Consider the following 25,803-nt stretch of genomic DNA (forward strand, 5'->3'; position numbering starts at 1 on the left):
TCCACATCAAAGGAAAGACATGGAGGTGCATACAATAGCCGAATGATTCAGCCGATTATCGCATTACCTCGGCAGGATATTAAGCTAATAAGCCCCTGCTGTCTTCAGTACAAATGTTTATATTTTAAACAACAAAATAGATTATATAAAATGTATCTATATTTGTCAATTGGTAAAAAATTACTTAACTGTAACGGATGAAGGATCAACCTTCACACCAGGTCCCATTGTTGAAGTAACAGTAACGTTCTTCATGTATGTTCCCTTTGCAGCTGCAGGCTTAACTTTGATCATTGTTTCGAATACTGTTTTGAAGTTCTCAACAAGTTTTTCGTTTTCGAAAGATGATTTACCGATTGGAACGTGGATGTTTCCAGCTTTATCAACACGGTACTCAACTTTACCTGCTTTAATTTCATTAATAGCTCTAGTTACATCAAATGTAACAGTACCAGTTTTAGGGTTTGGCATTAAACCTTTTGGTCCTAATGTACGACCAAGCTTACCAACTTCACCCATCATGTCAGGAGTAGCTACGATTACATCAAAATCAAACCAACCTTGTTGGATTTTAGTGATGTATTCTGCATCGCCAACATAATCTGCACCAGCAGCTTCTGCTTCTTTCACTTTTTCACCCTTAGCAAATACTAATACGCGTTGAGTCTTACCAGTTCCATTCGGAAGTACTACAGCACCACGAATTTGTTGGTCAGCTTTCTTAGGGTCTACTCCTAAACGGAATGCAACTTCTAATGTCGCATCAAATTTAGCGTAGTTTGTTTGCTTTGCAAGTTCGATTGCTTCAGTTACTGGGTAAGCTTTAGTGTTATCAACAAGCTTAGCAGCTTCTAAATACTTTTTACCTTTTTTAGCCATTTTTATTTCCTCCTAGATTGTGGTTTTAACGGAATAACCTTTTGCAGGAATTACCTCCCACGAATAAAGGTTGCGTAGATAACGCAACCCCCTTCATTACAAAAAACAGTTTGCATGGATTAGTCTTCGATAACGATTCCCATGCTGCGAGCAGTACCTTCAACCATGCGCATTGCTGCTTCAACGCTTGCAGCGTTTAGGTCAGGCATTTTCTGTTCCGCAATCTCGCGTACTGTATTACGCTTAACTGTTGCTACCTTATTACGGTTTGGTTCACCAGAACCAGACTGGATTCCAGCTGCTACTTTCAAAAGAACTGCAGCAGGAGGAGTTTTCGTAATAAATGTAAATGAACGGTCTTCAAAAACCGTGATTTCAACAGGAATGATTAATCCAGCTTGATCTGCTGTACGAGCGTTAAACTCCTTACAGAATCCCATGATATTAACACCGGCTTGACCTAGTGCAGGACCAACTGGTGGTGCAGGATTCGCTTTACCAGCAGGGATTTGTAATTTAACAACTTTAATTACTTTTTTAGCCACGAGACACACCTCCTTAAAGTCCGTGATGTGGTAATAGGGTGTTTGCCCTCCCACTCAGGTATCTGTCTTTATATAAAGATAAAGATCTTATCAAAAGTCTAGTCTCACAGGAGACATACTGACCTATGAAATATTACCACTTTTTAAAAGTGATTTCAAGTTTTTTTCAAATTACTATTTATATTTCTTAAATTTACAACTTCTCAATCTGCGAAAACTCTAGTTCTACCGGGGTGTCACGACCAAACATATTAACAAGAACTTTAAGTTTCGCCTTGTCTTTGTCCATCTCTTCAACAGATCCTGTAAAGTTTGTAAATGGACCTTCTTTCACTCGTACCGTTTCACCGATTTCATAATTAACATCGATGCGTTTTTCATCCACACCCATGCGTTTTAGAATTCCGACCACTTCTTCAGGAAGAAGTGGGGTTGGTTTGGATCCAGCTCCAGCAGAACCAACAAATCCAGTTACACCAGGAGTATTCCGGACAACATACCAAGAATCATCTGTCATGACGATTTCAACAAGAACATAACCAGGGAATACTTTTCGTTTAACCACTTTCGTTTTTCCATTTTTAATTTCAGTTTCTTCTTCTTCAGGTACTACGACACGGAAAATCTTATCCGTCATACCCATTGATTCAACACGTTTTTCTAAATTCGCTTTTACTTTATTCTCATAACCTGAGTAAGTATGTAATACATACCAATTCTTTTCCATTCAAGAGGACTAAGCGTCCATCCCTCCCCGTACTTTCATAAAAAAATTATTTTTTCCAAATGAAAAAACCCGTTAGACGGGCTTTACATGAAAATTCCTGTATTATTCACCATTATACCATGAAATACCTATTATTATTCAAGGATTACCCGAATCAATTCTGAAATCCCTAAATCTATTACACCAAAAAATATTGCAAAAAAAGCAACTGTTGTTAAAACAGTAATGGTATAGCGAGTTAGTTCCTTACGCTTTGGCCAACTAACTTTTCTCATCTCACGGAAAACATCACTGAAGAATTTCTTTAAGCGTTGCATATCTGAACCCTCCAACTATCGGAATAACATTGCTAGTATGAATAAAAAATTACTTTGTTTCTCGGTGGATTGTATGGGAGGCGCATGTTTTGCAATACTTCTTCAATTCCAATCGTTCTGATTGCAGCTGATTTGCATTGGTTGAGTAATTGCGTGATCCACAGTCAACACATGCCAGAATAACCTTTTTACTCATAATGTGTCACCTTCATTATCCATCTTTTTTATCCTTAAAAATGTAACATGACCCCTAATTAATGTCAACTGTATATGTTAGCGTATTCATACAAATGACATAGTTTTCAAAATTAAAGACTAAACTCTCTAATTTCTAAATACCGTTCTAATTTCCTTTTCACACGTTGCAGGGCATTATCAATTGATTTAACATGACGATTGAGTTCTTCTGAGATTTCTTGATATGATTGTCCATCAAGATATAACGCCAAAACCTTTCGCTCCAAGTCGCTTAATAATTCAGTCATTTTAACTTCTATGTGGTCAAATTCTTCTTGATTAATAATCAATTCTTCTGGATCAAGAACCTTTGTTCCAGAAAGCACATCCATTAATGTGCGGTCTGATTCTTCATCATAGATAGGCTTGTCCAATGAAACATAGGAATTTAATGGTATATGCTTTTGCCTTGTTGCCGTTTTAATCGCAGTGATGATTTGTCTGGTGATACACAACTCTGCAAACGCTTTAAAAGAGGTTAGTTTGTCTTCACGAAAATCACGAATTGCCTTATAAAGTCCAATCATTCCTTCTTGAACAATATCTTCTTTATCTGCCCCGATTAGGAAGTAGGACCTTGCCTTTGCACGTACAAAATTTCGATATTTGTGGATTAAATAATCCAAAGCCTCACTATTACCCTGGTGCACTTGATCTACAATTTCCTCATCTTCCATTGATAAAAATAGCTCGTTGCTTTTTTCCCCGAAGTCTGTACCCAATTAAGATCCCCCTCCACCGAACAAGCATAGATAGTATTATTATACTGTCGAAAACTTTTGAACGTCAACGCTTACTTTTCACCTCTGCGCCATTTTTCAAAAATTTCTGCCACTTCGTTACTAATCGGTATTTTTGAGACTGGTCTTTTTTCTTGAATTTTTTTTACCTTTTTTTCTATTCCCTTTTCTATAGAGGACATCTCAATAAGCAGTTCTCGAGCGGATTTCCTTAGGGCGCCTTGTCCAAAAATAGCCCATTGTTCTGTAAAATCAGAAGTAGCCACATGGATTTGCGTTCTTCGATTATTTAAGGTAATCGCCAATCTTTCAATCCGCTCATCTGCTGTTTCATTTTCTTTCGTAAAAATAACCTCTACTTTATGGTTCCTATACTTCTTCTCTGTTCCTTGTACATAGTAGGCGTCAAATACTACAATGACATGATAACCAGAATATGCTTGATATTCTGCCATCCTTTCTACTAAACGATCCCGGGCCGCTGGCAAATCGTGGTCCCTTAGTGCCCTTAGTTCCGGCCATGCCCCAATAATGTTATAACCGTCGACAAGCAAGATATCCATTTCTATCCCTCTAGAGGATGCCGCCTGCGGTATACCTCATACATTAGTAACGCTGCTGCAACAGACGCATTTAATGATGTTACCTTTCCAGCCATCGGCAGGTTAATAAGGAAATCACATTTATCTCTAACTAGACGTCCCATTCCTTTACCTTCGCTCCCAATCACAAGCCCAAGTGGCATCGTACCATCAAATTGTCGATAATCCTGTTTTCCACTTGCGTCGGTACCTGCTATCCAAATACCGCGCTCCTTTAATTCATCAATGGTTCTTGCCATATTTGTAACACGTACAACTGGGATATGTTCGATGGCACCTGTTGACGCTTTTGCTACTGTAGCGGTTAATCCAACCGCTCTTCGTTTTGGAATAATAATTCCATGGGCCCCAACTGCATCTGCTGTACGCATAATGGATCCTAGATTATGGGGATCCTCGATCTCATCTAATAACAAGAAGAAAGGAGGTTCGTTCTTCTTATCTGCAGCTGCAAATAAATCATCTAACTCTGCATATTGGTAGGCTGCAACATAAGCAAGAACCCCTTGATGATTTTCATCGGATATCTGGTCAATTTTCTTCTTTGGGACAAATTGAACGATAACATTGGCTTCTTTCGCTAATTGAATTAGCGGCTGCATCTGACCACGCTGGGAGGATTCTGCAATCAATATTTTATTAATATCCCTTTCTGACCTTAGTGCCTCCATAACTGGATTTTTCCCAATGATATAATCCTTGTTTTCATTCATTCGCTTATTCCTCCTTTCTTATCTTCAACAAATTCAAAGGACTTCAAGATAAGTTCTTCTAGTCGTTCTATTTTCTCATTTAAATACAAAAATCCCATTAGCGCTTCAAAAGCAGTACTATAATGATAGGTTTGAACATCCGTATTTTTTGGAACTGTTCCAGATTTAGCATTGCGTCCGCGCATAACCACAGCCAACTCTTCCTCTGACAGGAGTTTTTCATCCATCATGCTAAATAGCACTCGGCACTGTGCTTTTGCAGAAACATACTTTGTTCCCTCACGGTGAAGATGGTTCGGCTTAACCTTCCCGCTTTGCAGGAGGTGACGCCTGACATAAATCTCATAAACAGCGTCACCTACATAAGCTAGCGCAAGACTATTCAATTGATTGGCGTTTACTTTTTCTTGGTAATCAAGCATGAATTAGCCTCTTTTCCATCTTGTACCCTGAGGAGTATCTTCTAAAATAATATTCATTTCCTTTAATTGATCTCTAATCTGGTCAGAAAGTTGGAAGTTACGGTCTTTACGAGCCTGAATTCTTTTTTCTATAAGGGCATCTATTTCTTCATCTAACATTTCAGTTGTATCAAAACTTAGGCCTAATACACTAAATAGTTCCTCAAATTGATTGGTAAATTTATCAATGACTTCTAATGAGGTATTTTTTTCCAATAAATAATAATTGGCAAGCTTCGAAAGATCAAATAGGACGGAAATGGCTTTTGCAGTATTAAAATCATCATCCATCGCTTTAATAAACTCTTCTTGTAAAACAGCTATTTTCTCAAGCCATTCATGATTATTATTTGTTAAATCTGTACTTGATTCCTTGCGATGCTTTAGATTTTGATAGGAAGTTGTTATACGCTCAAAGGCTGCCTTTGTGCTTTCCAATAACTCCTCGCTGTAGTTGATTGGATTACGGTAATGAACCGACAGCATAAAGAATCGTAACACCTGTGGATTATGCGCCTTGATAATGTCATGGACAAGTACAAAGTTCCCAAGGGATTTTGACATCTTTTCATTATCAATATTAATATATCCATTATGCATCCAATAGCGGGCAAAGGTTTTTCCAGATAGCGCCTCAGATTGAGCAATTTCATTTTCATGGTGCGGGAAAGTTAAATCCTGACCGCCGGCATGAATATCAATGGTTTCCCCAAGGTATTTTTTTGCCATCGCTGAGCACTCTATATGCCATCCCGGGCGACCAATTCCCCAAGGACTTTCCCAGTAGATTTCTCCCTCTTTTGCTGCTTTCCATAATGCAAAGTCTAAATCATCCTGTTTCTTTTCACCAATCTCGATTCTAGCACCAACCTGCAGGTCATCAATCGATTGATGAGAGAGTTTCCCGTAATCATCAAAATTTCTTGTCCGGAAATAGACATCTCCTTCTGATTCATACGCGTAGCCTTTTTCAATGAGTTGTGCAATAAAATCAATGATAATATCCATGTTTTCCATTACACGAGGATGGATATCCGCTTGTTTGCAGCCTAATGCTGATACATCTTCAAAATAGGCATTAATGAAACGGTCAGCAATGGTTGGGACATCCTCTCCAAGCTGATTAGCGGCGCGGATTAATTTATCATCTACATCCGTAAAGTTAGATACATATTGGATGTCGTATCCTCGGTATTCAAAATAGCGGCGAACGGTATCAAAAACAATTGCCGGGCGTGCATTACCGATATGAATATAATTATAGACAGTCGGACCACAAACATACATTTTTACTTTTCCTTCTTCAAGAGGGACAAATTCTTCTTTTCTTCGGGTTAATGTATTATAAAGCTGAATGGCCATTTACTTTAGTCCTTTCTTTTTTCAATTCAATTAACTCTTCTTTCAAATCAATCAGTTCAATTTGCATCTCTCTAATCCGATCTGCAATAGGGTCAGGAAGGTTGCAATGATCTAGGTCTCTCGTTATTTTCTTTCCATCTTGAATCACTACCCTGCCTGGAACTCCAACAACCGTTGAATTAGGAGGTACTTCCTTTAAAACAACGGAACCTGCACCAATTTTTGAGTTTTCACCAATCGTTATGGAACCAAGAACCTTTGCGCCTGTCGCAATTAATGCATTATCTTTTATCGTTGGATGACGTTTACCTTTCTCTTTTCCCGTTCCTCCAAGTGTTACACCTTGAAACACTGTTACGTTATCACCAATTTCACAGGTTTCTCCAATAACAACACCCATACCGTGATCTATAAAAAATCTCCTGCCTATTTTTGCACCAGGATGAATTTCAATACCTGTGAAGAAGCGACTAATCTGAGAAATTACCCGTGCAAGGAAATAAAACTTCTTTTTAAAAAATGCATGCGCAATGCGGTGGGCCCAAATGGCGTGTAGGCCTGAATATGTTAGAACTACTTCTAAGTAACTTCTCGCTGCCGGGTCTTGCTCAAAAACAACTTCAATATCCTCCTTCATCCTTTTAAACATTGTTCATTTCCCCCTTATTGATTTAGCTTTGGCTAATTTAGGCTCCTCTACGTTGTTATTTACTTGTTTTTGAAAAAATAAAAAACGCCCCTGTCATAACGACAGAGACGCTTAGGCGTGGTTCCACTCTGATTAGACCGATAGGCTCACAAACATGCAGCATACATTGGTCTCACTCTACCTGTTAACGGAAAAGGTTCCGCTCATATCTACACAGATTTTTCATCTTTTCGAAATGAGACTCAGAGGTGCATTTTCAAATAAGAGAGGCTTAAACCACTTTCAGCCGGTGATGGTTTTCTCTTTAAAGCATCATATTCTACTTTTCCTCTTCAACATTTTTTCATATAAAAAGGTTTATTGCTTTTACTATATTACATTTTTGTGCGAATGTTAACCAATAATTTTTTTAATTCTATTTTGAACTTTTGCTTTTCCTAAAAGTTCGATGGCTTGAGGTAGATCTGGACCATGTGTTTGACCGGAAACAGCTGCCCGAATTGGCATAAACAGATTTTTACCTTTTTGCCCTGTCGATTTTTGTACTGCCTTCATCGCACCCTTTATTTCGTCGGCTTTAAAATTTTCCAGCTTTTCAAGTTCTTCAGAAAATGCTTTTAGTACTTCTGGAACTGTCTCCCCTGTTAACACTTCCTTGGCATCCTCTTCGTATTCTGCTTCCTCTTTAAAAAACATATCCGAAAGCTCTACAATCTCTGCACCAAAGCTCATTTTTTCCTGTAACAATGAAACTAAACTCTTTGCCCATTGATGCTCTTCATCAGTTAAGTTCTCACTTAACCGTCCTGCTTTCACTAGATGTGGCAAGGACAACTTTAATACTGTATCAACATCAATTTTTTTCATATATTGGTTGTTCATCCATGTAAGCTTATTTGTATCAAATAAAGCAGGTGACTTAGATAAGCGATTGGCATCAAAAATGTTAATAAACTCGTCTTTTGAATAAATCTCTTCTTCACCTGATGGAGACCAGCCCAGTAAAGTAATAAAGTTAAATAAGGCTTCTGGCAGATAGCCTAATTCTTCATATTGCTCGATAAATTGAATAATCGATTCATCTCGCTTACTTAACTTCTTTCTGCTTTCATTGACAATTAGAGTCATGTGACCAAAGATGGGCGGCTCCCAGCCTAATGCTTCATAAACCATAAGCTGCTTAGGAGTGTTGGAGATATGATCATCTCCTCGAAGTACATGGGATATTTTCATTAAATAATCATCGATCGTTACCGCAAAATTATAAGTTGGTGTCCCATCCTTTTTAATGATGACCCAATCGCCCATTCCTTCAGACTCAAAGGATACAGTCCCTTTTACCATATCATCAAAAGTGAAGGTTCTTCCTTCTGGTACCAATATTCGAATACTTGGCTCGCGGCCTTCACTTTCTAATTTTGCACGTTCCTCGGCAGTTAAGTGACGGCATTTTCCAGAATAATGAGGAGTCTCGCCCCTTTCTGTCTGCTCTTCCCGCTCAGCTTCTATTTCAGCTTCTGTGCAGTAGCATTTATAGGCATGACCGTTCTCTAGTAATTGATTGTAGTAGATCTGATAAATATCATTTCTTTCCGATTGTCTATAAGGACCATATTCACCACCGACATCAACACTTTCATCCCAATCCATACCCAACCATTTAAGGTACTTTAATTGGCTTTCTTCTCCGCCAGCAATATTCCTCTTCTTATCTGTATCTTCAATACGAATAATAAACTTGCCGCCTTGATTGCGTGCAAACAAATAATTAAATAATGCTGTACGGGCATTCCCAATATGTAAATGTCCAGTAGGACTTGGAGCATACCTTACACGAACTTCATTTGACATATTCATGCCTCCATATACCTTTGATTTTCTATATCTGATTTATTTTACCATTGTGTTTTTCAGCAATAAAGTTATTTCTTTTTTAACAACACTACGGCCTGTGAGGCGATTCCTTCACCACGGCCTGTAAAGCCTAGTTTCTCTGTTGTGGTAGCCTTCACATTGATTTGTTCAGGTGATGCATTGAGTAACTCAGCAATTCTCTCTTTCATTTGCTGGATATAAGGAGCCATCTTTGGCTTTTGGGCAATGATTGTACAATCCGCATTGACCAATTCATATCCTCTATCTTTGACAAGCTGCCATACATGCTCCATAAGCTTTGCTGAATCCGCGTCTTTAAATTCCGGATCTGTATCAGGAAAATGCCTGCCAATATCGCCTTCTCCAATTGCTCCAAGACATGCATCCGTGATGGTATGCAATAACACATCTGCATCTGAATGACCCAGCAGTCCTTTTTCATATGGGATCGTAATGCCGCCTATAATCAGCGGACGCCCCTCCGTTAATTGGTGTACATCAAAGCCTTGTCCGATACGAAACATATTCAAAAACTCCCTTGTCTTTTCTTTACTATTGCTTCTGCAAAAAATAAGTCTTCCTGCGTGGTAAGCTTGATGTTATCATAATCCCCCTCAACCATCGTGACTGGATGAGAGATTCGCTCAACCAAACTTGAATCATCTGTACCAATATAGCAATCCTTCACTGCCTTTTCATATGCCCTATACAAAAGGGAAAAATGAAAAGCTTGTGGGGTTTGAACAGCCCACAAGCTAGATCTTTCGACAGTTGCCATTACCATATGATCACGTACTGTTTTCATGGTATCTTTTGCTGGCACTCCAATGATTGCTGCACCTGTTATTTGTGCTGTATCTAGTAATCGGTGAATATGTTTCTTGAGAATAAAAGGACGAGCGGCATCATGAACAAGTATAATTCCATCGCTTTTCACTGCTTTTAATGCATAATAAATGCTATCCTGACGTTCTTTTCCACCTGGAACTAAGGCAAGCACTTTCTTTATCTGATACTTCTCTAGTAAGGATTTGAACTCCTCTTCATCCTGTGGATGTATAGCTAAAATGATGCCTTCACATAATTCATCTTCTTCAAATACTCTTAAGGTATGAATAATTACAGGTATATGATTTAGTTCTAATAGAAGCTTATTTTTTCCTGCTCCCATTCTCTTTCCCTGACCCGCCGCCGGGATAATGACTTGATAAGTCATAGTAAAACTCCTATCTATCTGTCTAGCTGCAGCGCCTAGGAAAAATTGAACTTCCTTTTCCCAAGGCACTGCAGCTTTTTGGCTAAAGTGCCTTTTCCAGTAATTTTGGTTTTGCAAATATCATTCTTCCTGCAGAAGTCTGAAGAACACTCGTAACAAGAACATCAATTCTTTTTCCGATATATTCTCTTCCCTCTTCAACCACAATCATGGTTCCATCATCTAGGTATGCTACTCCTTGGTGATATTCCTTACCATCCTTGATTACTTGGACAGATAACTCTTCACCAGGCAGTACCACCGGTTTTACAGCATTAGCCAGATCATTGATATTCAAAACAGAAACATTCTGTAATTCACATACTTTATTAAGATTAAAGTCATTTGTAACAAGCATGCCGTTCGTAATCTTTGCTAGTTTCACTAACTTGCTGTCCACTTCTTGTATTTCATCAAAATCGCCTTCATAAATCTCTACTTTAATCGCAAGTTCCTTTTGAATACGATTGAGGATATCCAATCCACGTCTCCCACGGTTTCGTTTTAGAACATCCGAGGAATCTGCAATATGCTGTAATTCCTCAAGCACAAAACGAGGAATGACAATCGTTCCTTCTAAAAATCCTGTTTGACAGATATCCGCGACACGTCCATCAATGATAACACTTGTATCTAGAATCTTTAGCGATTGACCTTCGGCTTTTTCTGTATCTTCTTCTCCAGACTTCTTCTTTCCACGGCTTCCAAAGAGATTTAAGAGCTCATCTCTCTTTTTAAATCCTACCTGAAAGCCAAGGTAACCAAACAATAATGTCAGCAAAATAGGGGCAACAGCATTTAGGATAGGTACTTGAACAGCATTAAGAGCGAAACCAATTAAAAAGGCTACTAATAGGCCAAAAATTAAACCTATACTGCCAAAAATCACATCAGTTACCGGGATTTTCACCAGTGAATCTTCCGCCCATTTAATAAACTCAAGCACATAATCTACTGCCCAAAAAGTAATAAGATAAAAAATAATTGCACCTATAATAGCCGCGACATATGAGTTACTGATTATTGGAATGTCATCAAAATTAATTAATTTTAGCAATTGTGGAATCAACAATATTCCAAGGGTACCCCCGGTTATGAGAAAACAGGCTTGCACAATACGTTTTAACATTCCTTCACCTCCTCTACTCATTATAAACATATTCCCAAAAATGAAACCTTTGTTTGATGATTATTTTTTATCAAATAATAAGTATTCAGGCATATTAACCACATTATAAGTATTATATATTTTTACTTCATAGGGTAGCATTGGGAAAATCCTCTGTCAAACAAACGCAAATTTTTTAAAGAGACCTATAACTGTCTTTCCGTATATAGCCGCTCTTTAATTAATTTCAATCCCTCCTTAATCTTTTTTGCTCGGATCTCTCCGATTCCTTCAACATCATCTAGTTCTTCAACGGTAGCAGCAATGATGTTTGAAAACTCACCAAAGCTTGTAATAATGTTTTCTATGATTACAAGGGGCAAGCGCGGAATTTTGTTAAGTATCCGATAACCCCGTGGATGCTTATTTTCATCCAGCGGTATGTAGCCTTGGTACCCCATTAGTTTCAATATAACTGTATCATCTAATGTTCCATTACTCGTTAAGGCCTGCATTCGTTTGAGTACATCCTTTGCTTTGACATTTCTATCAAATGCATAATCCTTAATAATATTTGATGTCTCTTCTTCTAGGTCTGTCAGGATTTCGTTCATTTGCAGACGTATAAGCCTGCCCTCTGTACCTAGTTCATTTAGATAGGTTATGAGTTCATTTTTAATTTTAAGAACCATTTCAAATCGATGAAGGACGAGAAGGAAATCATTGTAGGTTACTGATTCCTCAAACTCTAGGATACTTAAACTGGCAATACTTCTTTCAAGGACTGCTTTATACTTTTCGAGCATTTGTATGGCCTGATTTGCTTTTGTTAAGATGACAGATATATCTTTCAAGGCATAGCGAAAATTGCCTTGATATAAGGTTATGACATTTCGCCTTTGAGAAATGGCAATCACTAGTGCTTTTGTTTGTCTGGCAACCCGTTCAGCAGTCCTATGGCGCATACCTGTTTCAGATGCAGATATTTCAGAATCTGGAACAAGTTGGGCATTTGCAATAAGAATGGTATTACCCTGTTCATTTAGAATGATTGCACCGTCCATTTTTGCTAATTCATATAAATAACTAGGCGAAAAGGGACAATTAATTTGAAAGCCGCCATCCACGATGCTTTTGACCTTTTCATTGTAACCAACAACAATTAGCCCACCGGTATTAGCCCTTAGTACATTATCGATACCTTCACGAATCGGTGTACCTGGGGCAAGAAACTGTAAAACTTCGCTTACGGTTTGTTCACCCAGCCTTCTATTTTCCATCTTTTACACTCCCAACGCTGCTTTTAAGGCTTCAGCTACAGTAGACACGCCGATAAGTTCTATCCCTCTCGGACTTTGCCAGCCGCCTAGATTATTTGCAGGTAAGATAACCCGTTCAAAACCTAATTTTGCGGCTTCCTGCACACGCTGTTCAATTCTAGAGACTCTTCTTACTTCTCCTGTTAACCCAACCTCACCAATAATACAATCTGTTGCCCTTGTAGGTTTATCACGGAAACTCGAGGCAATGCTTACAGCAATCGCTAAATCGATGGCGGGTTCATCTAGCTTTACTCCCCCTGCCACTTTTAGATAGGCATCTTGGTTCTGAAGTAACATACCCATCCGCTTTTCTAAAACTGCCATTAAGAGCGGAACTCGATTATGATCAATCCCTGTTGCCATTCTTCTTGGATTCCCAAAGCTTGTCGGAGAAATTAATGCCTGGATTTCAACAAGTACCGGACGGGTGCCTTCCATTGAAGCCACAACAGTTGAACCCGCTGCACCTTGTGATCTCTCTTCGAGGAAAATTTCTGATGGATTTGCAACCTCCTCAAGTCCAAACTCTTTCATTTCGAAGATTCCCATTTCATTCGTCGAACCAAAACGATTCTTGACAGCACGTAGAATTCGATACGTATGGTGTCTTTCTCCTTCAAAATAGAGAACTGTATCTACCATGTGCTCAAGCAGTCTTGGTCCGGCAATGGATCCTTCTTTTGTTACGTGACCTACAATAAAGATAGCGATCCCTTTTGTTTTCCCTATTCTCATTAATTCAGAAGTACATTCCCGAACCTGTGAAACACTCCCAGGTGCTGACGTTACTTCCGGATGAAAAACGGTCTGGATTGAGTCAATAATCACAAAGCTTGGTTCTGTACTCTCAATGTTTCGGTTTATTTCATCCAAATTGGTCTCTGAATACACAAGAAGGTTTTCAGACTGTACTCCTAGTCTTTCAGCACGAAGTTTCGTTTGTCTTAAAGATTCCTCACCGGATATGTATAAGACCTTATTTCCTTTAATGGCAAGCTGTGAAGACACCTGCAAAAGGAGGGTAGATTTTCCGATACCGGGGTCCCCGCCAATTAAGACCAGTGATCCCTTTACCACTCCACCACCTAACACTCGATTAAGTTCAGTCAAATCAGTCAAGATCCTTGGTTCAGACAATGATTCAATCGCAGTAATCGGAGTAGGCTTGGATAATAGCGTGGAAACTCCCTGAGAATGGGCAAATGCTCCCCTTCTATTTCCACCTGTTACCTCAACTTCCTCCACCATTTTATTCCATTCTCCACAACCTGGACATTTTCCCATCCATTTAGCAGATTCATACCCACATTCCTGACAGATAAATTTCGTTTTCCGTTTAGCCATTTCTATCTACTCCTGACTCTAAATACAAAAAGAGGTACACGGTCGAGACTTATATCGTGTACCCCTTTTAGTTGTTCTTAAAAGTGATTATTGGTTATTTAGTTAGAGTCGTTTTTTCAGCCGTTCTAACTAGGAACTCACCATTATCAACATCAATTATAACATGCTGACCTGTTAATACTGTGCCTCTTAACAACTCTTCAGAGAGACGGTCTTCAATATGCTTTTGAATAGCTCTGCGTAATGGACGGGCACCGTATTCTGGGTCATAACCCTCGATAGATATTTTATCCTTAGCTGCATCTGTTAACTCTAAAGAAATATGCTGCTCTTTTAATCGTTTTACAAGTTGGTCAGATAATAGAGTAACAATTTCTCCAAGATGCTTCTTCTCTAAAGCGTGGAAAACAATGATCTCATCAATACGGTTTAAGAATTCAGGACGGAAGGCCTTTTTCAACTCTTCCATTACCTTACCCTTCATATCCTTATAATTCTGTTCTCCATCTTGAATATTAAAGCCAACGTACTTGTTGCGTTTTAAGGCTTCTGCTCCCACGTTTGAAGTCATAATGAGAACTGTATTACGGAAATCAACTGTTCTGCCCTTAGAATCCGTTAAACGACCATCCTCAAGGACTTGCAATAGGATATTAAATACATCAGGATGTGCCTTTTCAATTTCATCAAGCAGAATAACTGAGTATGGCTTTCTTCTAACCTTCTCCGTTAATTGCCCACCTTCTTCATATCCAACATATCCTGGAGGGGAACCAACTAAACGAGAAGTAGAATGTTTCTCCATGTATTCTGACATATCAATACGAATCATCGCGTCCTCATCACCAAACATTGCTTCGGCAAGTGCTCGTGCCAATTCAGTTTTCCCGACACCAGTAGGACCAAGGAAAACAAAAGAACCGATTGGACGTTTAGGATCTTTTAAGCCTGCTCTCGCACGTCGAACTGCTTTTGAAACAGCTTTAACCGCTTCCTCTTGACCAATTACACGGGAATGGAGGAGTTCCTCTAAATTAAGCAATTTAGTGGTTTCTGTTTGTGCAAGCTTCGAGACAGGTATTCCCGTCCAACTTGCAACGACACTTGCAATATCTTCAACAGTTACTTCACTATTTTCTTTTCCTTGCTTTTCTTTCCATGTTTTCTTCGTTTCTTCGAGTTGCTCACGAAGACGCTGTTCGGTATCTCTTAAAGATGCTGCTTTTTCAAATTCTTGGCTCTGAACAGCAGAATCCTTCTCTTTACGAACATCATCAAGCTTAACTTCCAATTCTTTTAAATTAGGCGGAGTTGTATAAGAACGTAAGCGAACCTTTGATCCCGCTTCATCTATTAAGTCAATCGCCTTATCTGGAAGGAAACGGTCAGAAATATAGCGATCAGATAACTTTACAGCAGCTTCAATTGCCTCATCTGTAATGGAAACACGGTGATGGGCTTCATAACGATCACGAAGACCTTCTAATATTCGGATTGACTCCTCAGCTGTTGGTTCATCAACACGAATTGGTTGGAAGCGGCGTTCTAGTGCCGCATCTTTTTCAATATATTTTCGATATTCGTCAAGGGTGGTGGCACCAATACATTGAAGTTCTCCACGGGCAAGGGATGGTTTTAAGATGTTGGAAGCATCAATCGCACCTTCTGCTCCCCCCGCTCCGATTAATGTGTGTAGTTCATCAATAAAGAGAATGATGTTACCTGCTTGGCGGATTTCATCCATTACCTTTTTTAAGCGATCTTCAAATTCACCACGATATTTCGTTCCCGCTACTACGGTACCCATATCTAAGGTCATAACACGCTTATCACGGAGAATTTCTGGAACTTCATTATTCACAATCTGCTGAGCAAGCCCTTCTGCAATAGCAGTTTTACCTACACCAGGCTCGCCAATTAATACAGGATTGTTTTTTGTACGGCGGCTTAATACTTCGATTACCCGCTGAATTTCTTTACTTCTGCCGATAACAGGATCCAGGCTGCCTTCTCTAGCAATAGCCGTAAGGTCTCTAGCAAGACTGTCAAGGGTTGGTGTATTTGCGCTTACAGAAGCACCTCCTTGATGTCCGCCTGACTCATTACTGCCTAATAATTGGAGTACCTGTTGACGTGCTTTATTTAAGCTCACCCCAAGGTTATTTAGAACTCTTGCTGCAACGCCTTCTCCTTCACGGATTAAACCGAGCAGGATATGCTCTGTTCCAACATATGAATGTCCCAGTTTTCGAGCTTCATCCATCGAAAGTTCAATAACCTTTTTCGCTCTAGGTGTGTAGTGAATCGTTTGCGATGCTTCTTGCCCTTTTCCTATTAACGATTCAACTTCCTTTTGGATTTTTTCTGAACCTAATCCAAGCCCATAAAGTGCTTTGGCTGCAATGCCTTCTCCCTCACGGACTAAGCCTAATAAAATATGTTCAGTACCGATATTGTTGTGTCCAAGTCTGATTGCTTCCTCTTGTGCTAAAGCTAATACCTTTTGGGCTCTCTCAGTAAAACGGCCAAACATCATATTCCATTCCTCCTCACCTTTTATCCTGCTCCATTTTTAGTCGTTCTCGAATTAATGCTGCTCGTCTTATATCTCTTTCATTTGCTCTTAAATGACCGCCTGCATATTGCTGTAAAAATCCAGGCTGTGTTAGAATCATCAATTCGTTTAATATATTCTTAGGCAAATGATCAATGTATCCCATATCAATTCCTAGGCGAACATCAGATAGGCATTTTGCCGCCTCTTTTGTTTCAATAATCCTGCAGTTGGATAATACGCCCAAAGATCGAAACACTCTATCTTCTAATTGTATGTTCGAAGTTTTGCGTAATGCTTCACGAGCGGACCTTTCTTGTGAAATTAACTGACTGACTACTCCCTTTAAGTCACGACAAATGTCTTCTTCTGATTTTCCAAGAGTAATTTGATTAGAAATTTGAAATATATTTCCGAGCGCCTCACTCCCTTCGCCGTAGATACCTCTTACAACCAATCCTAGTTGATTAATAGCCGGAATAATACGATTAATCTGCTGAGTCAAGATAAGCCCTGGCAAATGCATCATAACCGAAGCACGAAGACCGGTACCTACATTTGTGGGACAGCTTGTTAGATAACCATACTTTTCATCGAAACCAAAGTGAACAAAACTCTCAAGCCAATCATCCACTTCATTTGCTGCTGCCAAAGCTTCTTCCAATTGCAGCCCAGGAAACAAACACTGAATCCGAATGTGATCCTCTTCATTAATCATAATACTAACTTCTTCATTTTCGGTTAATAGTACAGCTCCATGTGGCGAATCCTCTGCTAGATTAGGACTGATCAAATGCTTTTCGACGAGAACCCTTTTTTGAAGAGGCTGAATTTCATCGATTTTTAGTAATTCCATTTGCCCAAACTTAGAAAAATTTGATTCTAGCAGTATTTCTTCCATTTTTGCAATAATGGCCTGTGCTTCTTCATGTGAAAATAAAGTTGGAAATTTGTAGTTTTCAAAGTTTCGGGCTAAACGGATTCGGGAACTAAGAACGATATCTGAATCAGGTCCCTCCTCGCTCATCCACGAGCTGACTGCTTGATTGATAAAACGTTCAAGCGACACGTTATTCCCCTCCCCTGCTGCTGCCCGGTAAATCTTTTTCGAGTGTACGAATTTCATCACGAATCTGAGCAGCTTTTTCAAATTCCTCTTGGTGAATTAACTCTTTTAATTCACTTTTAAGAGTTTCAATTTGTTTCTTTAGATGGATTCCTCCACCAATCCTTTTTGGTATTTTACCGCTATGTGACCAATTCCCGCTATGAAGTCTTCTTAAAACTGGAGGAAGTTGATCCTTAAATGTTTCATAGCACTGTGCACATCCAAAACGCCCCACCTTTATAAACTGTGAAAATGTCATTGAACATCCATTACATTGTAGAACTTCTTCCTGATGAAATGTATTTTGATTTTGCTTTTGAACAGTTGGATCAATATTTAGTAACCCTGCTAATAGGTTATTAAAAGTAAAGCCGGATCCCCCTGTAAACATGAACATCTCGCCCTTTTCTTGGGCACACTTTTCGCAAAGATTTACTTCGGTTTTTTCACCGTTGATGATTTTTGTAAAATGCAGTGCTGCAGGCCTTTGATTACATTCCTGGCAAATCATCTTTCATTTCACCTCTCTAGTTGGTATATATATTATTTATATTTCAATGATGTTAACATCGCTTTCAACATTCTTGCTCTTAATTCATCTCGGAATGGAAGATCAATATACAAGACAGAACGATCAATAACACTTAACATAATTTTTGCTTCTCGTTTTGTGATTATCTCCTCATGGACAAGTCTATATATAACATCTTCTGCCGTAGCTTGTGCAATACGATTATCAAAGAGTGATAGTAAATGGTCAATTAAGTCAATTAAATCATGGGACTGAACTTTCATGATTCGGATATACCCGCCTCCCCCACGTTTACTTTCTACGATATACCCTCGTTCAATGGTAAAGCGCGTATTAATGACATAATTGATTTGTGATGGAACACATTGAAATTTGTCAGCAATCTCACTTCGCTTTATTTCAACATGCTCCTGTTCACTCATTTCTAGCACTTGCTTTAAATACTTTTCAATAATATCGGAGATGTTTCTCATCTTCGCACCTCCCTGACTTTGACTATATTTGACTTTAATTATACTGAAAATTTTATGGAGTTGCAAACAACTGCTACTAATGATTTTCTCCATTTTTCGCAGGTGTGAAACCTGTTATATTTGTTTTTAGGAAATTAGTTTTGGGGTTTAGTCACTTGAGAGGGACCTTTGGTTACCTTTGTTTTTGGGAAACGTGGGTTGTGGGAATTAAAAAGGGACTTTGGTTTCCTTGTGTGCTGGGATGTTCGTGCTGTGGGAATCAAACTATGGTTCTGATTTCCCTTTCTAAAAAAGGTCTCTTCAAGGGAACCACTTTGGAGATATTGCAGAAAAACGATGAACGGTAACAATTCTGTGACTATTGTTCCCTCTTTCTATAAAAATGCTGCTGCAAGGGAACGATTCTCTGACTATTATGCCCTTTTTCTATAAAAATCCTGCTGCAGGGGAACGATTCTCTGACTATTGTTCCCTTTATCCATAAAAGCACCGCCTCATGGGCACGATTCTTCGACAAATATTGCGACAACACAAAAAAACACAACCTTAATCAGGTTGTGCTTCGTTTTGCCTGGCAACGTCCTACTCTCACAGGGACAAAGTCCCAACTACCATCGGCGCTGAGAAGCTTAACTTCCGTGTTCGGTATGGGAACGGGTGTGACCTTCTCGCCATTATTACCAGACCTATTTTTTCTCAAAGACATTTCCATTATACTGTCTTTCAGAGAAATTTCAAGAGGTTTTTGAAAAAAATCATTCCCTCAAAACTAGATAATTTCAGAAGAAGTTTGTAAAACGAGTTTCGCTTTTAAAAATTGGTTAAGTCCTCGAACGATTAGTATCAGTCAGCTCCACATGTTACCACGCTTCCACCTCTGACCTATCAACCTGATCATCTTTCAGGGTTCTTACTAGCTTGACGCTATGGGAAATCTCATCTTGAGGGGGGCTTCATGCTTAGATGCTTTCAGCACTTATCCCGTCCGCACATAGCTACCCAGCGATGCCTTTGGCAAGACAACTGGTACACCAGCGGTGCGTCCATCCCGGTCCTCTCGTACTAAGGACAGCTCCTCTCAAATTTCCTGCGCCCACGACGGATAGGGACCGAACTGTCTCACGACGTTCTGAACCCAGCTCGCGTACCGCTTTAATGGGCGAACAGCCCAACCCTTGGGACCGACTACAGCCCCAGGATGCGATGAGCCGACATCGAGGTGCCAAACCTCCCCGTCGATGTGGACTCTTGGGGGAGATAAGCCTGTTATCCCCGGGGTAGCTTTTATCCGTTGAGCGATGGCCCTTCCATGCGGAACCACCGGATCACTAAGCCCGACTTTCGTCCCTGCTCGACTTGTAGGTCTCGCAGTCAAGCTCCCTTGTGCCTTTACACTCTGCGAATGATTTCCAACCATTCTGAGGGAACCTTTGGGCGCCTCCGTTACTCTTTAGGAGGCGACCGCCCCAGTCAAACTGCCCACCTGACACTGTCTCCCACCCCGATAAGGGGTGCGGGTTAGAATTTCAATACAGCCAGGGTAGTATCCCACCGACGCCTCCACCGAAGCTGGCGCTCCGGTTTCTCAGGCTCCTACCTATCCTGTACAAGCTGTACCAAAATTCAATATCAGGCTACAGTAAAGCTCCACGGGGTCTTTCCGTCCTGTCGCGGGTAACCTGCATCTTCACAGGTACTATAATTTCACCGAGTCTCTCGTTGAGACAGTGCCCAGATCGTTACGCCTTTCGTGCGGGTCGGAACTTACCCGACAAGGAATTTCGCTACCTTAGGACCGTTATAGTTACGGCCGCCGTTTACTGGGGCTTCGATTCAGAGCTTCGCTTGCGCTAACCCCTCCTCTTAACCTTCCAGCACCGGGCAGGCGTCAGCCCCTATACTTCGCCTTGCGGCTTCGCAGAGACCTGTGTTTTTGCTAAACAGTCGCCTGGGCCTATTCACTGCGGCTCTTCGAGGCTATTCACCTCAAAAAGCACCCCTTCTCCCGAAGTTACGGGGTCATTTTGCCGAGTTCCTTAACGAGAGTTCTCTCGCTCACCTTAGGATTCTCTCCTCGCCTACCTGTGTCGGTTTGCGGTACGGGCACCTTTTATCTCGCTAGAGGCTTTTCTTGGCAGTGTGGAATCAGGAACTTCGGTACTATATTTCCCTCGCCATCACAGCTCAGCCTTTACGGTAAGCGGATTTTCCTACTTACCAGCCTAACTGCTTGGACGCGCATATCCAACAGCGCGCTTACCCTATCCTCCTGCGTCCCCCCATCACTCAAACGATAAAGAGGTGGTACAGGAATATCAACCTGTTGTCCATCGCCTACGCCTTTCGGCCTCGGCTTAGGTCCCGACTAACCCTGAGAGGACGAGCCTTCCTCAGGAAACCTTAGGCATACGGTGGACGGGATTCTCACCCGTCTTTCGCTACTCATACCGGCATTCTCACTTCTAAGCGCTCCACCAGTCCTTACGGTCTAGCTTCAACGCCCTTAGAACGCTCTCCTACCACTGACACCATACGGTGTCAATCCACAGCTTCGGTGTTACGTTTAGCCCCGGTACATTTTCGGCGCAGAGTCACTCGACCAGTGAGCTATTACGCACTCTTTAAATGGTGGCTGCTTCTAAGCCAACATCCTGGTTGTCTAAGCAACTCCACATCCTTTTCCACTTAACGTAAACTTTGGGACCTTAGCTGGTGGTCTGGGCTGTTTCCCTTTTGACTACGGATCTTATCACTCGCAGTCTGACTCCCACGGATAAGTCTTTGGCATTCGGAGTTTGTCTGAATTCGGTAACCCGATGAGGGCCCCTAGTCCAAACAGTGCTCTACCTCCAAGACTCTTACAACGTGAGGCTAGCCCTAAAGCTATTTCGGAGAGAACCAGCTATCTCCAAGTTCGATTGGAATTTCTCCGCTACCCACACCTCATCCCCGCACTTTTCAACGTGCGTGGGTTCGGGCCTCCATCCAGTGTTACCTGGACTTCACCCTGGACATGGGTAGATCACCTGGTTTCGGGTCTACGACCACATACTCATACGCCCTATTCAGACTCGCTTTCGCTGCGGCTCCGTCTCTTCAACTTAACCTTGCATGTAATCGTAACTCGCCGGTTCATTCTACAAAAGGCACGCCATCACCCATGAACGGGCTCTGACTACTTGTAGGCACACGGTTTCAGGATCTTTTTCACTCCCCTTCCGGGGTGCTTTTCACCTTTCCCTCACGGTACTGGTTCACTATCGGTCACTAGGGAGTATTTAGCCTTGGGAGATGGTCCTCCCAGCTTCCGACCGGATTTCTCGTGTCCGGCCGTACTCAGGATCCACTCAGGAGGGAACGAAGTTTCAACTACAGGGTTTTTACCTTCTATGACGGACCTTTCCAGATCGCTTCATCTACCCCGTTCCTTTGTAACTCCATGTTGAGTGTCCTACAACCCCAAGAGGCAAGCCTCTTGGTTTGGGCTATGTCCCGTTTCGCTCGCCGCTACTCAGGGAATCGCGTTTGCTTTCTCTTCCTCCGGGTACTTAGATGTTTCAGTTCCCCGGGTCTGCCTTCAATACCCTATGTATTCAGGTAAAGATACTGCTCCATTACGAGCAGTGGGTTCCCCCATTCGGAAATCTCCGGATCAAAGCTTACTTACAGCTCCCCGAAGCATATCGGTGTTAGTCCCGTCCTTCATCGGCTCCTAGTGCCAAGGCATCCACCGTGCGCCCTTTCTAACTTAACCTAAAAGGTTATTTTCTTCTTAATTACTTAAGAGAGAAAAACTAATGTGGCGATTCTCGGTTTTACTTTGACTTCTTCTTACGATTATCTAGTTTTCAAAGAACGATTAAAAAAAGCTTTGAGAGAATTGCTCCCTCAAAACTAAACAAACAAGTAACAGTCAACGTTTTATCAGTCCACAAGGACTGCATTATCCTTAGAAAGGAGGTGATCCAGCCGCACCTTCCGATACGGCTACCTTGTTACGACTTCACCCCAATCATCTGTCCCACCTTAGGCGGCTGGCTCCTTGCGGTTACCCCACCGACTTCGGGTGTTACAAACTCTCGTGGTGTGACGGGCGGTGTGTACAAGGCCCGGGAACGTATTCACCGCGGCATGCTGATCCGCGATTACTAGCGATTCCGGCTTCATGTAGGCGAGTTGCAGCCTACAATCCGAACTGAGAATGGTTTTATGGGATTGGCTAAACCTCGCGGTCTTGCAGCCCTTTGTACCATCCATTGTAGCACGTGTGTAGCCCAGGTCATAAGGGGCATGATGATTTGACGTCATCCCCACCTTCCTCCGGTTTGTCACCGGCAGTCTCCTTAGAGTGCCCAACTAAATGCTGGCAACTAAGAACAAGGGTTGCGCTCGTTGCGGGACTTAACCCAACATCTCACGACACGAGCTGACGACAACCATGCACCACCTGTCACTCTGTTCCCCGAAGGGAAACGTCCTATCTCTAGGAGTGTCAGAGGATGTCAAGACCTGGTAAGGTTCTTCGCGTTGCTTCGAATTAAACCACATGCTCCACCGCTTGTGCGGGCCCCCGTCAATTCCTTTGAGTTTCAGCCTTGCGGCCGTACTCCCCAGGCGGAGTGCTTAATGCGTTAGCTGCAGCACTAAAGGGCGGAAACCCTCTAACACTTAGCACTCATCGTTTACGGCGTGGACTACCAGGGTATCTAATCCTGTTTGCTCCCCACGCTTTCGCGCCTCAGCGTCAGTTACAGACCAGAAAGCCGCCTTCGCCACTGGTGTTCCTCCACATCTCTACGCATTTCACCGCTACACGTGGAATTCCGCTTTCCTCTTCTGTACTCAAGTCCCCCAGTTTCCAATGACCCTCCACGGTTGAGCCGTGGGCTTTCACATCAGACTTAAAGGACCGCCTGCGCGCGCTTTACGCCCAATAATTCCGGACAACGCTTGCCACCTACGTATTACCGCGGCTGCTGGCACGTAGTTAGCCGTGGCTTTCTGGTTAGGTACCGTCAAGGTACCGGCAGTTACTCCGATACTTGTTCTTCCCTAACAACAGAGCTTTACGACCCGAAGGCCTTCATCGCTCACGCGGCGTTGCTCCGTCAGACTTTCGTCCATTGCGGAAGATTCCCTACTGCTGCCTCCCGTAGGAGTCTGGGCCGTGTCTCAGTCCCAGTGTGGCCGATCACCCTCTCAGGTCGGCTACGCATCGTCGCCTTGGTGAGCCATTACCTCACCAACTAGCTAATGCGCCGCGGGCCCATCTGTAAGTGTCAGCGTAAACCGACTTTCAGCTTTTCCTCATGAGAGGAAAAGGATTATCCGGTATTAGCTCCGGTTTCCCGAAGTTATCCCAGTCTTACAGGCAGGTTGCCCACGTGTTACTCACCCGTCCGCCGCTAACCTTTAGGAGCAAGCTCCTAAAGATTCGCTCGACTTGCATGTATTAGGCACGCCGCCAGCGTTCGTCCTGAGCCAGGATCAAACTCTCCAAGAAAGTTGATATAGCTCATTTGTTACGTTGGCTTAGCTTTTATAAAAAGCTAAAAAATTGTTTGTTGACGTTCTTGTTTGTTTAGTTTTCAAAGAACAATATGTTGTCGCATCGGCGACTTAAATATCTTAACAAATGGAATGTAACATTGTCAACATATTTTTTCAGTTAATACTGTTGATTTCTTTCACTATCATGAAAAAAGTCTTGGTGGAGCCTAGCGGGATCGAACCGCTGACCTCCTGCGTGCAAAGCAGGCGCTCTCCCAGCTGAGCTAAGGCCCCATATTTATAATAGAAATGAATGGTCGGGAAGACAGGATTCGAACCTGCGACCCCTTGGTCCCAAACCAAGTGCTCTACCAAGCTGAGCTACTTCCCGTAAAATATGGCGCGCCCGAAAGGAGTCGAACCCATAACCTTCTGATCCGTAGTCAGACACTCTATCCAATTGAGCTACGGGCGCATTATTATACTACTTAATATCAAAAAATGGTGCCGAGGACCGGAATCGAACCGGTACGGTAGTCACCTACCGCAGGATTTTAAGTCCTGTGCGTCTGCCAGTTCCGCCACCCCGGCAATATTGGAGCGGAAGACGGGATTCGAACCCGCGACCCCCACCTTGGCAAGGTGGTGTTCTACCACTGAACTACTTCCGCATATATTGTAAGTTGCTTAACTATCATAAAAAACACAAGTGCGGGTGAAGGGAGTCGAACCCCCACGCCTTGCGGCGCCAGATCCTAAGTCTGGTGCGTCTGCCAATTCCGCCACACCCGCATATTAAATTTTATTTTGTTATTACAAAAAAACTTGGTGAGCCATGAAGGACTCGAACCTTCGACCCTCTGATTAAAAGTCAGATGCTCTACCAACTGAGCTAATGGCTCGTATAAGAATAATTTCCTAAACTAATATTGACATCGACAGATGTCCCACTTCAAAAAGAAGCATGGTGCCGGCGAGAGGACTTGAACCCCCAACCTACTGATTACAAGTCAGTTGCTCTACCAATTGAGCTACCCCGGCATAAATTGAATACTATTTTCACTATATGAAAAAAAATGGTGGAGGATGACGGGATCGAACCGCCGACCCTCTGCTTGTAAGGCAGATGCTCTCCCAGCTGAGCTAATCCTCCAAATATAGTACAGCCTGGCAACGTCCTACTCTCACAGGGACAAAGTCCCAACTACCATCGGCGCTGAGAAGCTTAACTTCCGTGTTCGGTATGGGAACGGGTGTGACCTTCTCGCCATTATTACCAGACTGTTTTTGAGGTTTCATTCCCTCAAAACTAGATAATCAGAAGAAGTGTGTAAAACGAGTTCGCTTTTAAAAATTGGTTAAGTCCTCGAACGATTAGTATCAGTCAGCTCCACATGTTACCACGCTTCCACCTCTGACCTATCAACCTGATCATCTTTCAGGGTTCTTACTAGCTTGACGCTATGGGAAATCTCATCTTGAGGGGGGCTTCATGCTTAGATGCTTTCAG

General features: G+C 41.8%; 21 protein-coding genes, 9 tRNA genes, 5 rRNA genes and 2 other annotated features (2 of these 37 cut by a window edge). All 35 genes read right to left on the minus strand.

The window, feature by feature from the left end; all coding sequences use genetic code 11:
- Positions 1-126, minus strand: a sequence feature (ribosomal protein L10 leader region) (it extends 17 nt beyond the left edge of the window).
- Between the two features lie 54 nt (positions 127-180).
- Positions 181-879 (minus strand): 50S ribosomal protein L1, encoded by a 699-nt coding sequence (gene rplA / locus QUG14_RS17560; protein WP_289341768.1) that lies wholly within the window; start codon positions 877-879, stop codon positions 181-183.
- Positions 880-998: 119 nt separating this feature from the next.
- Complete coding sequence (gene rplK / locus QUG14_RS17565) at positions 999-1,424, minus strand: 50S ribosomal protein L11 (RefSeq protein WP_026565509.1); 426 nt, start codon at positions 1,422-1,424, stop codon at positions 999-1,001.
- A gap of 193 nt (positions 1,425-1,617) precedes the next feature.
- Complete coding sequence (gene nusG, locus QUG14_RS17570; protein ID WP_289341770.1) at positions 1,618-2,151, minus strand: transcription termination/antitermination protein NusG; 534 nt, start codon at positions 2,149-2,151, stop codon at positions 1,618-1,620.
- 134 nt (positions 2,152-2,285) lie between these two features.
- A complete protein-coding gene (secE, locus tag QUG14_RS17575) occupies positions 2,286-2,468 on the minus strand; it encodes a preprotein translocase subunit SecE (RefSeq protein ID WP_289341771.1) in 183 nt (60 codons plus the stop codon).
- Between the two features lie 49 nt (positions 2,469-2,517).
- Complete coding sequence (gene rpmG / locus QUG14_RS17580) at positions 2,518-2,664, minus strand: 50S ribosomal protein L33 (protein WP_289341772.1); 147 nt, start codon at positions 2,662-2,664, stop codon at positions 2,518-2,520.
- Positions 2,665-2,776: 112 nt separating this feature from the next.
- Positions 2,777-3,382: an RNA polymerase sporulation sigma factor SigH gene (sigH, locus tag QUG14_RS17585; RefSeq protein WP_483310810.1), complete on the minus strand. Its 606-nt coding sequence runs from the start codon at positions 3,380-3,382 to the stop codon at positions 2,777-2,779.
- 116 nt (positions 3,383-3,498) lie between these two features.
- Complete coding sequence (locus tag QUG14_RS17590; protein WP_289341774.1) at positions 3,499-4,008, minus strand: NYN domain-containing protein; 510 nt, start codon at positions 4,006-4,008, stop codon at positions 3,499-3,501.
- Between the two features lie 2 nt (positions 4,009-4,010).
- Entirely contained in the window at positions 4,011-4,760 is a 750-nt protein-coding gene (gene rlmB / locus QUG14_RS17595) for a 23S rRNA (guanosine(2251)-2'-O)-methyltransferase RlmB (RefSeq protein ID WP_289341775.1), read from the minus strand.
- Positions 4,757-5,182 (minus strand): Mini-ribonuclease 3, encoded by a 426-nt coding sequence (locus QUG14_RS17600; RefSeq protein ID WP_289341777.1) that lies wholly within the window; start codon positions 5,180-5,182, stop codon positions 4,757-4,759. Before QUG14_RS17600 ends, rlmB begins: the two co-directional genes overlap by 4 nt.
- 3 nt (positions 5,183-5,185) lie before the next feature.
- On the minus strand, positions 5,186-6,583 hold the full coding sequence (gene cysS / locus QUG14_RS17605) for a cysteine--tRNA ligase (RefSeq protein ID WP_289341778.1): 1,398 nt from the start codon (positions 6,581-6,583) through the stop codon (positions 5,186-5,188).
- Positions 6,564-7,232, minus strand: coding sequence for a serine O-acetyltransferase (gene cysE, locus QUG14_RS17610; RefSeq protein WP_289341779.1), 669 nt, complete (start codon positions 7,230-7,232; stop codon positions 6,564-6,566). Before cysE ends, cysS begins: the two co-directional genes overlap by 20 nt.
- Before the next feature lie 100 nt (positions 7,233-7,332).
- Positions 7,333-7,577 (minus strand) — a binding site (T-box leader).
- A 48-nt stretch (positions 7,578-7,625) separates the two neighbouring features.
- Positions 7,626-9,083: a glutamate--tRNA ligase gene (gene gltX, locus QUG14_RS17615; RefSeq protein WP_289341780.1), complete on the minus strand. Its 1,458-nt coding sequence runs from the start codon at positions 9,081-9,083 to the stop codon at positions 7,626-7,628.
- Positions 9,084-9,154: 71 nt separating this feature from the next.
- Positions 9,155-9,631: a 2-C-methyl-D-erythritol 2,4-cyclodiphosphate synthase gene (ispF, locus tag QUG14_RS17620; protein WP_289341781.1), complete on the minus strand. Its 477-nt coding sequence runs from the start codon at positions 9,629-9,631 to the stop codon at positions 9,155-9,157.
- A gap of 2 nt (positions 9,632-9,633) precedes the next feature.
- Positions 9,634-10,323 carry a 2-C-methyl-D-erythritol 4-phosphate cytidylyltransferase gene (gene ispD, locus QUG14_RS17625; protein ID WP_289341782.1) on the minus strand — a complete coding sequence of 230 codons (690 nt, stop codon included), beginning with the start codon at positions 10,321-10,323 and terminating at the stop codon, positions 9,634-9,636.
- Positions 10,324-10,405: 82 nt separating this feature from the next.
- Positions 10,406-11,491 carry a PIN/TRAM domain-containing protein gene (locus QUG14_RS17630; protein WP_289341783.1) on the minus strand — a complete coding sequence of 362 codons (1,086 nt, stop codon included), beginning with the start codon at positions 11,489-11,491 and terminating at the stop codon, positions 10,406-10,408.
- Positions 11,492-11,676: 185 nt separating this feature from the next.
- Positions 11,677-12,750: a DNA integrity scanning diadenylate cyclase DisA gene (gene disA / locus QUG14_RS17635; protein WP_289341784.1), complete on the minus strand. Its 1,074-nt coding sequence runs from the start codon at positions 12,748-12,750 to the stop codon at positions 11,677-11,679.
- A gap of 3 nt (positions 12,751-12,753) precedes the next feature.
- Complete coding sequence (gene radA, locus QUG14_RS17640; protein WP_289341785.1) at positions 12,754-14,136, minus strand: DNA repair protein RadA; 1,383 nt, start codon at positions 14,134-14,136, stop codon at positions 12,754-12,756.
- A gap of 94 nt (positions 14,137-14,230) precedes the next feature.
- On the minus strand, positions 14,231-16,672 hold the full coding sequence (gene clpC / locus QUG14_RS17645; protein ID WP_289341786.1) for an ATP-dependent protease ATP-binding subunit ClpC: 2,442 nt from the start codon (positions 16,670-16,672) through the stop codon (positions 14,231-14,233).
- Positions 16,673-16,685: 13 nt separating this feature from the next.
- Positions 16,686-17,759 carry a protein-arginine kinase McsB gene (gene mcsB, locus QUG14_RS17650; protein ID WP_289341787.1) on the minus strand — a complete coding sequence of 358 codons (1,074 nt, stop codon included), beginning with the start codon at positions 17,757-17,759 and terminating at the stop codon, positions 16,686-16,688.
- 1 nt (position 17,760) lies between these two features.
- On the minus strand, positions 17,761-18,309 hold the full coding sequence (gene mcsA / locus QUG14_RS17655; protein ID WP_289341789.1) for a protein-arginine kinase activator protein McsA: 549 nt from the start codon (positions 18,307-18,309) through the stop codon (positions 17,761-17,763).
- A 32-nt stretch (positions 18,310-18,341) separates the two neighbouring features.
- A complete protein-coding gene (locus QUG14_RS17660) occupies positions 18,342-18,803 on the minus strand; it encodes a CtsR family transcriptional regulator (RefSeq protein ID WP_289341791.1) in 462 nt (153 codons plus the stop codon).
- Positions 18,804-19,372: 569 nt separating this feature from the next.
- A 5S ribosomal RNA gene (rrf, locus tag QUG14_RS17665) occupies positions 19,373-19,488 on the minus strand.
- Positions 19,489-19,620: 132 nt separating this feature from the next.
- Positions 19,621-22,557: ribosomal RNA gene (locus QUG14_RS17670) — 23S ribosomal RNA — on the minus strand.
- 199 nt (positions 22,558-22,756) lie between these two features.
- Positions 22,757-24,306, minus strand: a 16S ribosomal RNA gene (locus QUG14_RS17675).
- A 205-nt stretch (positions 24,307-24,511) separates the two neighbouring features.
- Positions 24,512-24,587 (minus strand) — tRNA-Ala (locus QUG14_RS17680).
- A gap of 20 nt (positions 24,588-24,607) precedes the next feature.
- Positions 24,608-24,684: transfer RNA gene (locus QUG14_RS17685), tRNA-Pro, on the minus strand.
- A 7-nt stretch (positions 24,685-24,691) separates the two neighbouring features.
- Positions 24,692-24,768, minus strand: a tRNA-Arg gene (locus QUG14_RS17690).
- 27 nt (positions 24,769-24,795) lie between these two features.
- Positions 24,796-24,884, minus strand: a tRNA-Leu gene (locus tag QUG14_RS17695).
- Positions 24,885-24,889: 5 nt separating this feature from the next.
- Positions 24,890-24,964 (minus strand) — tRNA-Gly (locus QUG14_RS17700).
- A 39-nt stretch (positions 24,965-25,003) separates the two neighbouring features.
- A tRNA-Leu gene (locus tag QUG14_RS17705) sits at positions 25,004-25,085 on the minus strand.
- Between the two features lie 34 nt (positions 25,086-25,119).
- A tRNA-Lys gene (locus QUG14_RS17710) sits at positions 25,120-25,195 on the minus strand.
- Between the two features lie 63 nt (positions 25,196-25,258).
- A tRNA-Thr gene (locus tag QUG14_RS17715) sits at positions 25,259-25,334 on the minus strand.
- 36 nt (positions 25,335-25,370) lie between these two features.
- A tRNA-Val gene (locus QUG14_RS17720) sits at positions 25,371-25,446 on the minus strand.
- A gap of 12 nt (positions 25,447-25,458) precedes the next feature.
- Positions 25,459-25,574, minus strand: a 5S ribosomal RNA gene (gene rrf / locus QUG14_RS17725).
- A gap of 73 nt (positions 25,575-25,647) precedes the next feature.
- Positions 25,648-25,803: ribosomal RNA gene (locus QUG14_RS17730) — 23S ribosomal RNA — on the minus strand (it continues 2,781 nt past the right edge of the window).
- Together the 16S, 23S and 5S rRNA genes with 9 tRNA genes alongside form the textbook arrangement of a ribosomal RNA operon.

This window comes from Neobacillus sp. CF12 (assembly GCF_030348765.1).
In the GTDB taxonomy this organism is placed as follows: Bacteria; Bacillota; Bacilli; order Bacillales; family Cytobacillaceae; genus Neobacillus.

Bases quoted from the DNA above. Each gene is read 5' to 3' on its own strand.
- radA (WP_289341785.1), bottom strand. From the start codon at position 14,136: ATGGCTAAACGGAAAACGAAATTTATCTGTCAGGAATGTGGGTATGAA.
- ispF (WP_289341781.1), bottom strand. From the start codon at position 9,631: ATGTTTCGTATCGGACAAGGCTTTGATGTACACCAATTAACGGAGGGG.
- cysE (WP_289341779.1), bottom strand. From the start codon at position 7,232: ATGTTTAAAAGGATGAAGGAGGATATTGAAGTTGTTTTTGAGCAAGAC.
- nusG (WP_289341770.1), bottom strand. From the start codon at position 2,151: ATGGAAAAGAATTGGTATGTATTACATACTTACTCAGGTTATGAGAAT.
- QUG14_RS17590 (WP_289341774.1), bottom strand. From the start codon at position 4,008: ATGGATATCTTGCTTGTCGACGGTTATAACATTATTGGGGCATGGCCG.
- QUG14_RS17660 (WP_289341791.1), bottom strand. From the start codon at position 18,803: ATGAGAAACATCTCCGATATTATTGAAAAGTATTTAAAGCAAGTGCTA.
- QUG14_RS17600 (WP_289341777.1), bottom strand. From the start codon at position 5,182: ATGCTTGATTACCAAGAAAAAGTAAACGCCAATCAATTGAATAGTCTT.
- gltX (WP_289341780.1), bottom strand. From the start codon at position 9,083: ATGTCAAATGAAGTTCGTGTAAGGTATGCTCCAAGTCCTACTGGACAT.
- rplA (WP_289341768.1), bottom strand. From the start codon at position 879: ATGGCTAAAAAAGGTAAAAAGTATTTAGAAGCTGCTAAGCTTGTTGAT.
- rpmG (WP_289341772.1), bottom strand. From the start codon at position 2,664: ATGAGTAAAAAGGTTATTCTGGCATGTGTTGACTGTGGATCACGCAAT.
- disA (WP_289341784.1), bottom strand. From the start codon at position 12,750: ATGGAAAATAGAAGGCTGGGTGAACAAACCGTAAGCGAAGTTTTACAG.
- mcsA (WP_289341789.1), bottom strand. From the start codon at position 18,309: ATGATTTGCCAGGAATGTAATCAAAGGCCTGCAGCACTGCATTTTACA.
- QUG14_RS17630 (WP_289341783.1), bottom strand. From the start codon at position 11,491: ATGTTAAAACGTATTGTGCAAGCCTGTTTTCTCATAACCGGGGGTACC.
- rlmB (WP_289341775.1), bottom strand. From the start codon at position 4,760: ATGAATGAAAACAAGGATTATATCATTGGGAAAAATCCAGTTATGGAG.
- secE (WP_289341771.1), bottom strand. From the start codon at position 2,468: ATGCAACGCTTAAAGAAATTCTTCAGTGATGTTTTCCGTGAGATGAGA.
- sigH (WP_483310810.1), bottom strand. From the start codon at position 3,382: ATGGAAGATGAGGAAATTGTAGATCAAGTGCACCAGGGTAATAGTGAG.
- ispD (WP_289341782.1), bottom strand. From the start codon at position 10,323: ATGACTTATCAAGTCATTATCCCGGCGGCGGGTCAGGGAAAGAGAATG.
- cysS (WP_289341778.1), bottom strand. From the start codon at position 6,583: ATGGCCATTCAGCTTTATAATACATTAACCCGAAGAAAAGAAGAATTT.
- clpC (WP_289341786.1), bottom strand. From the start codon at position 16,672: ATGATGTTTGGCCGTTTTACTGAGAGAGCCCAAAAGGTATTAGCTTTA.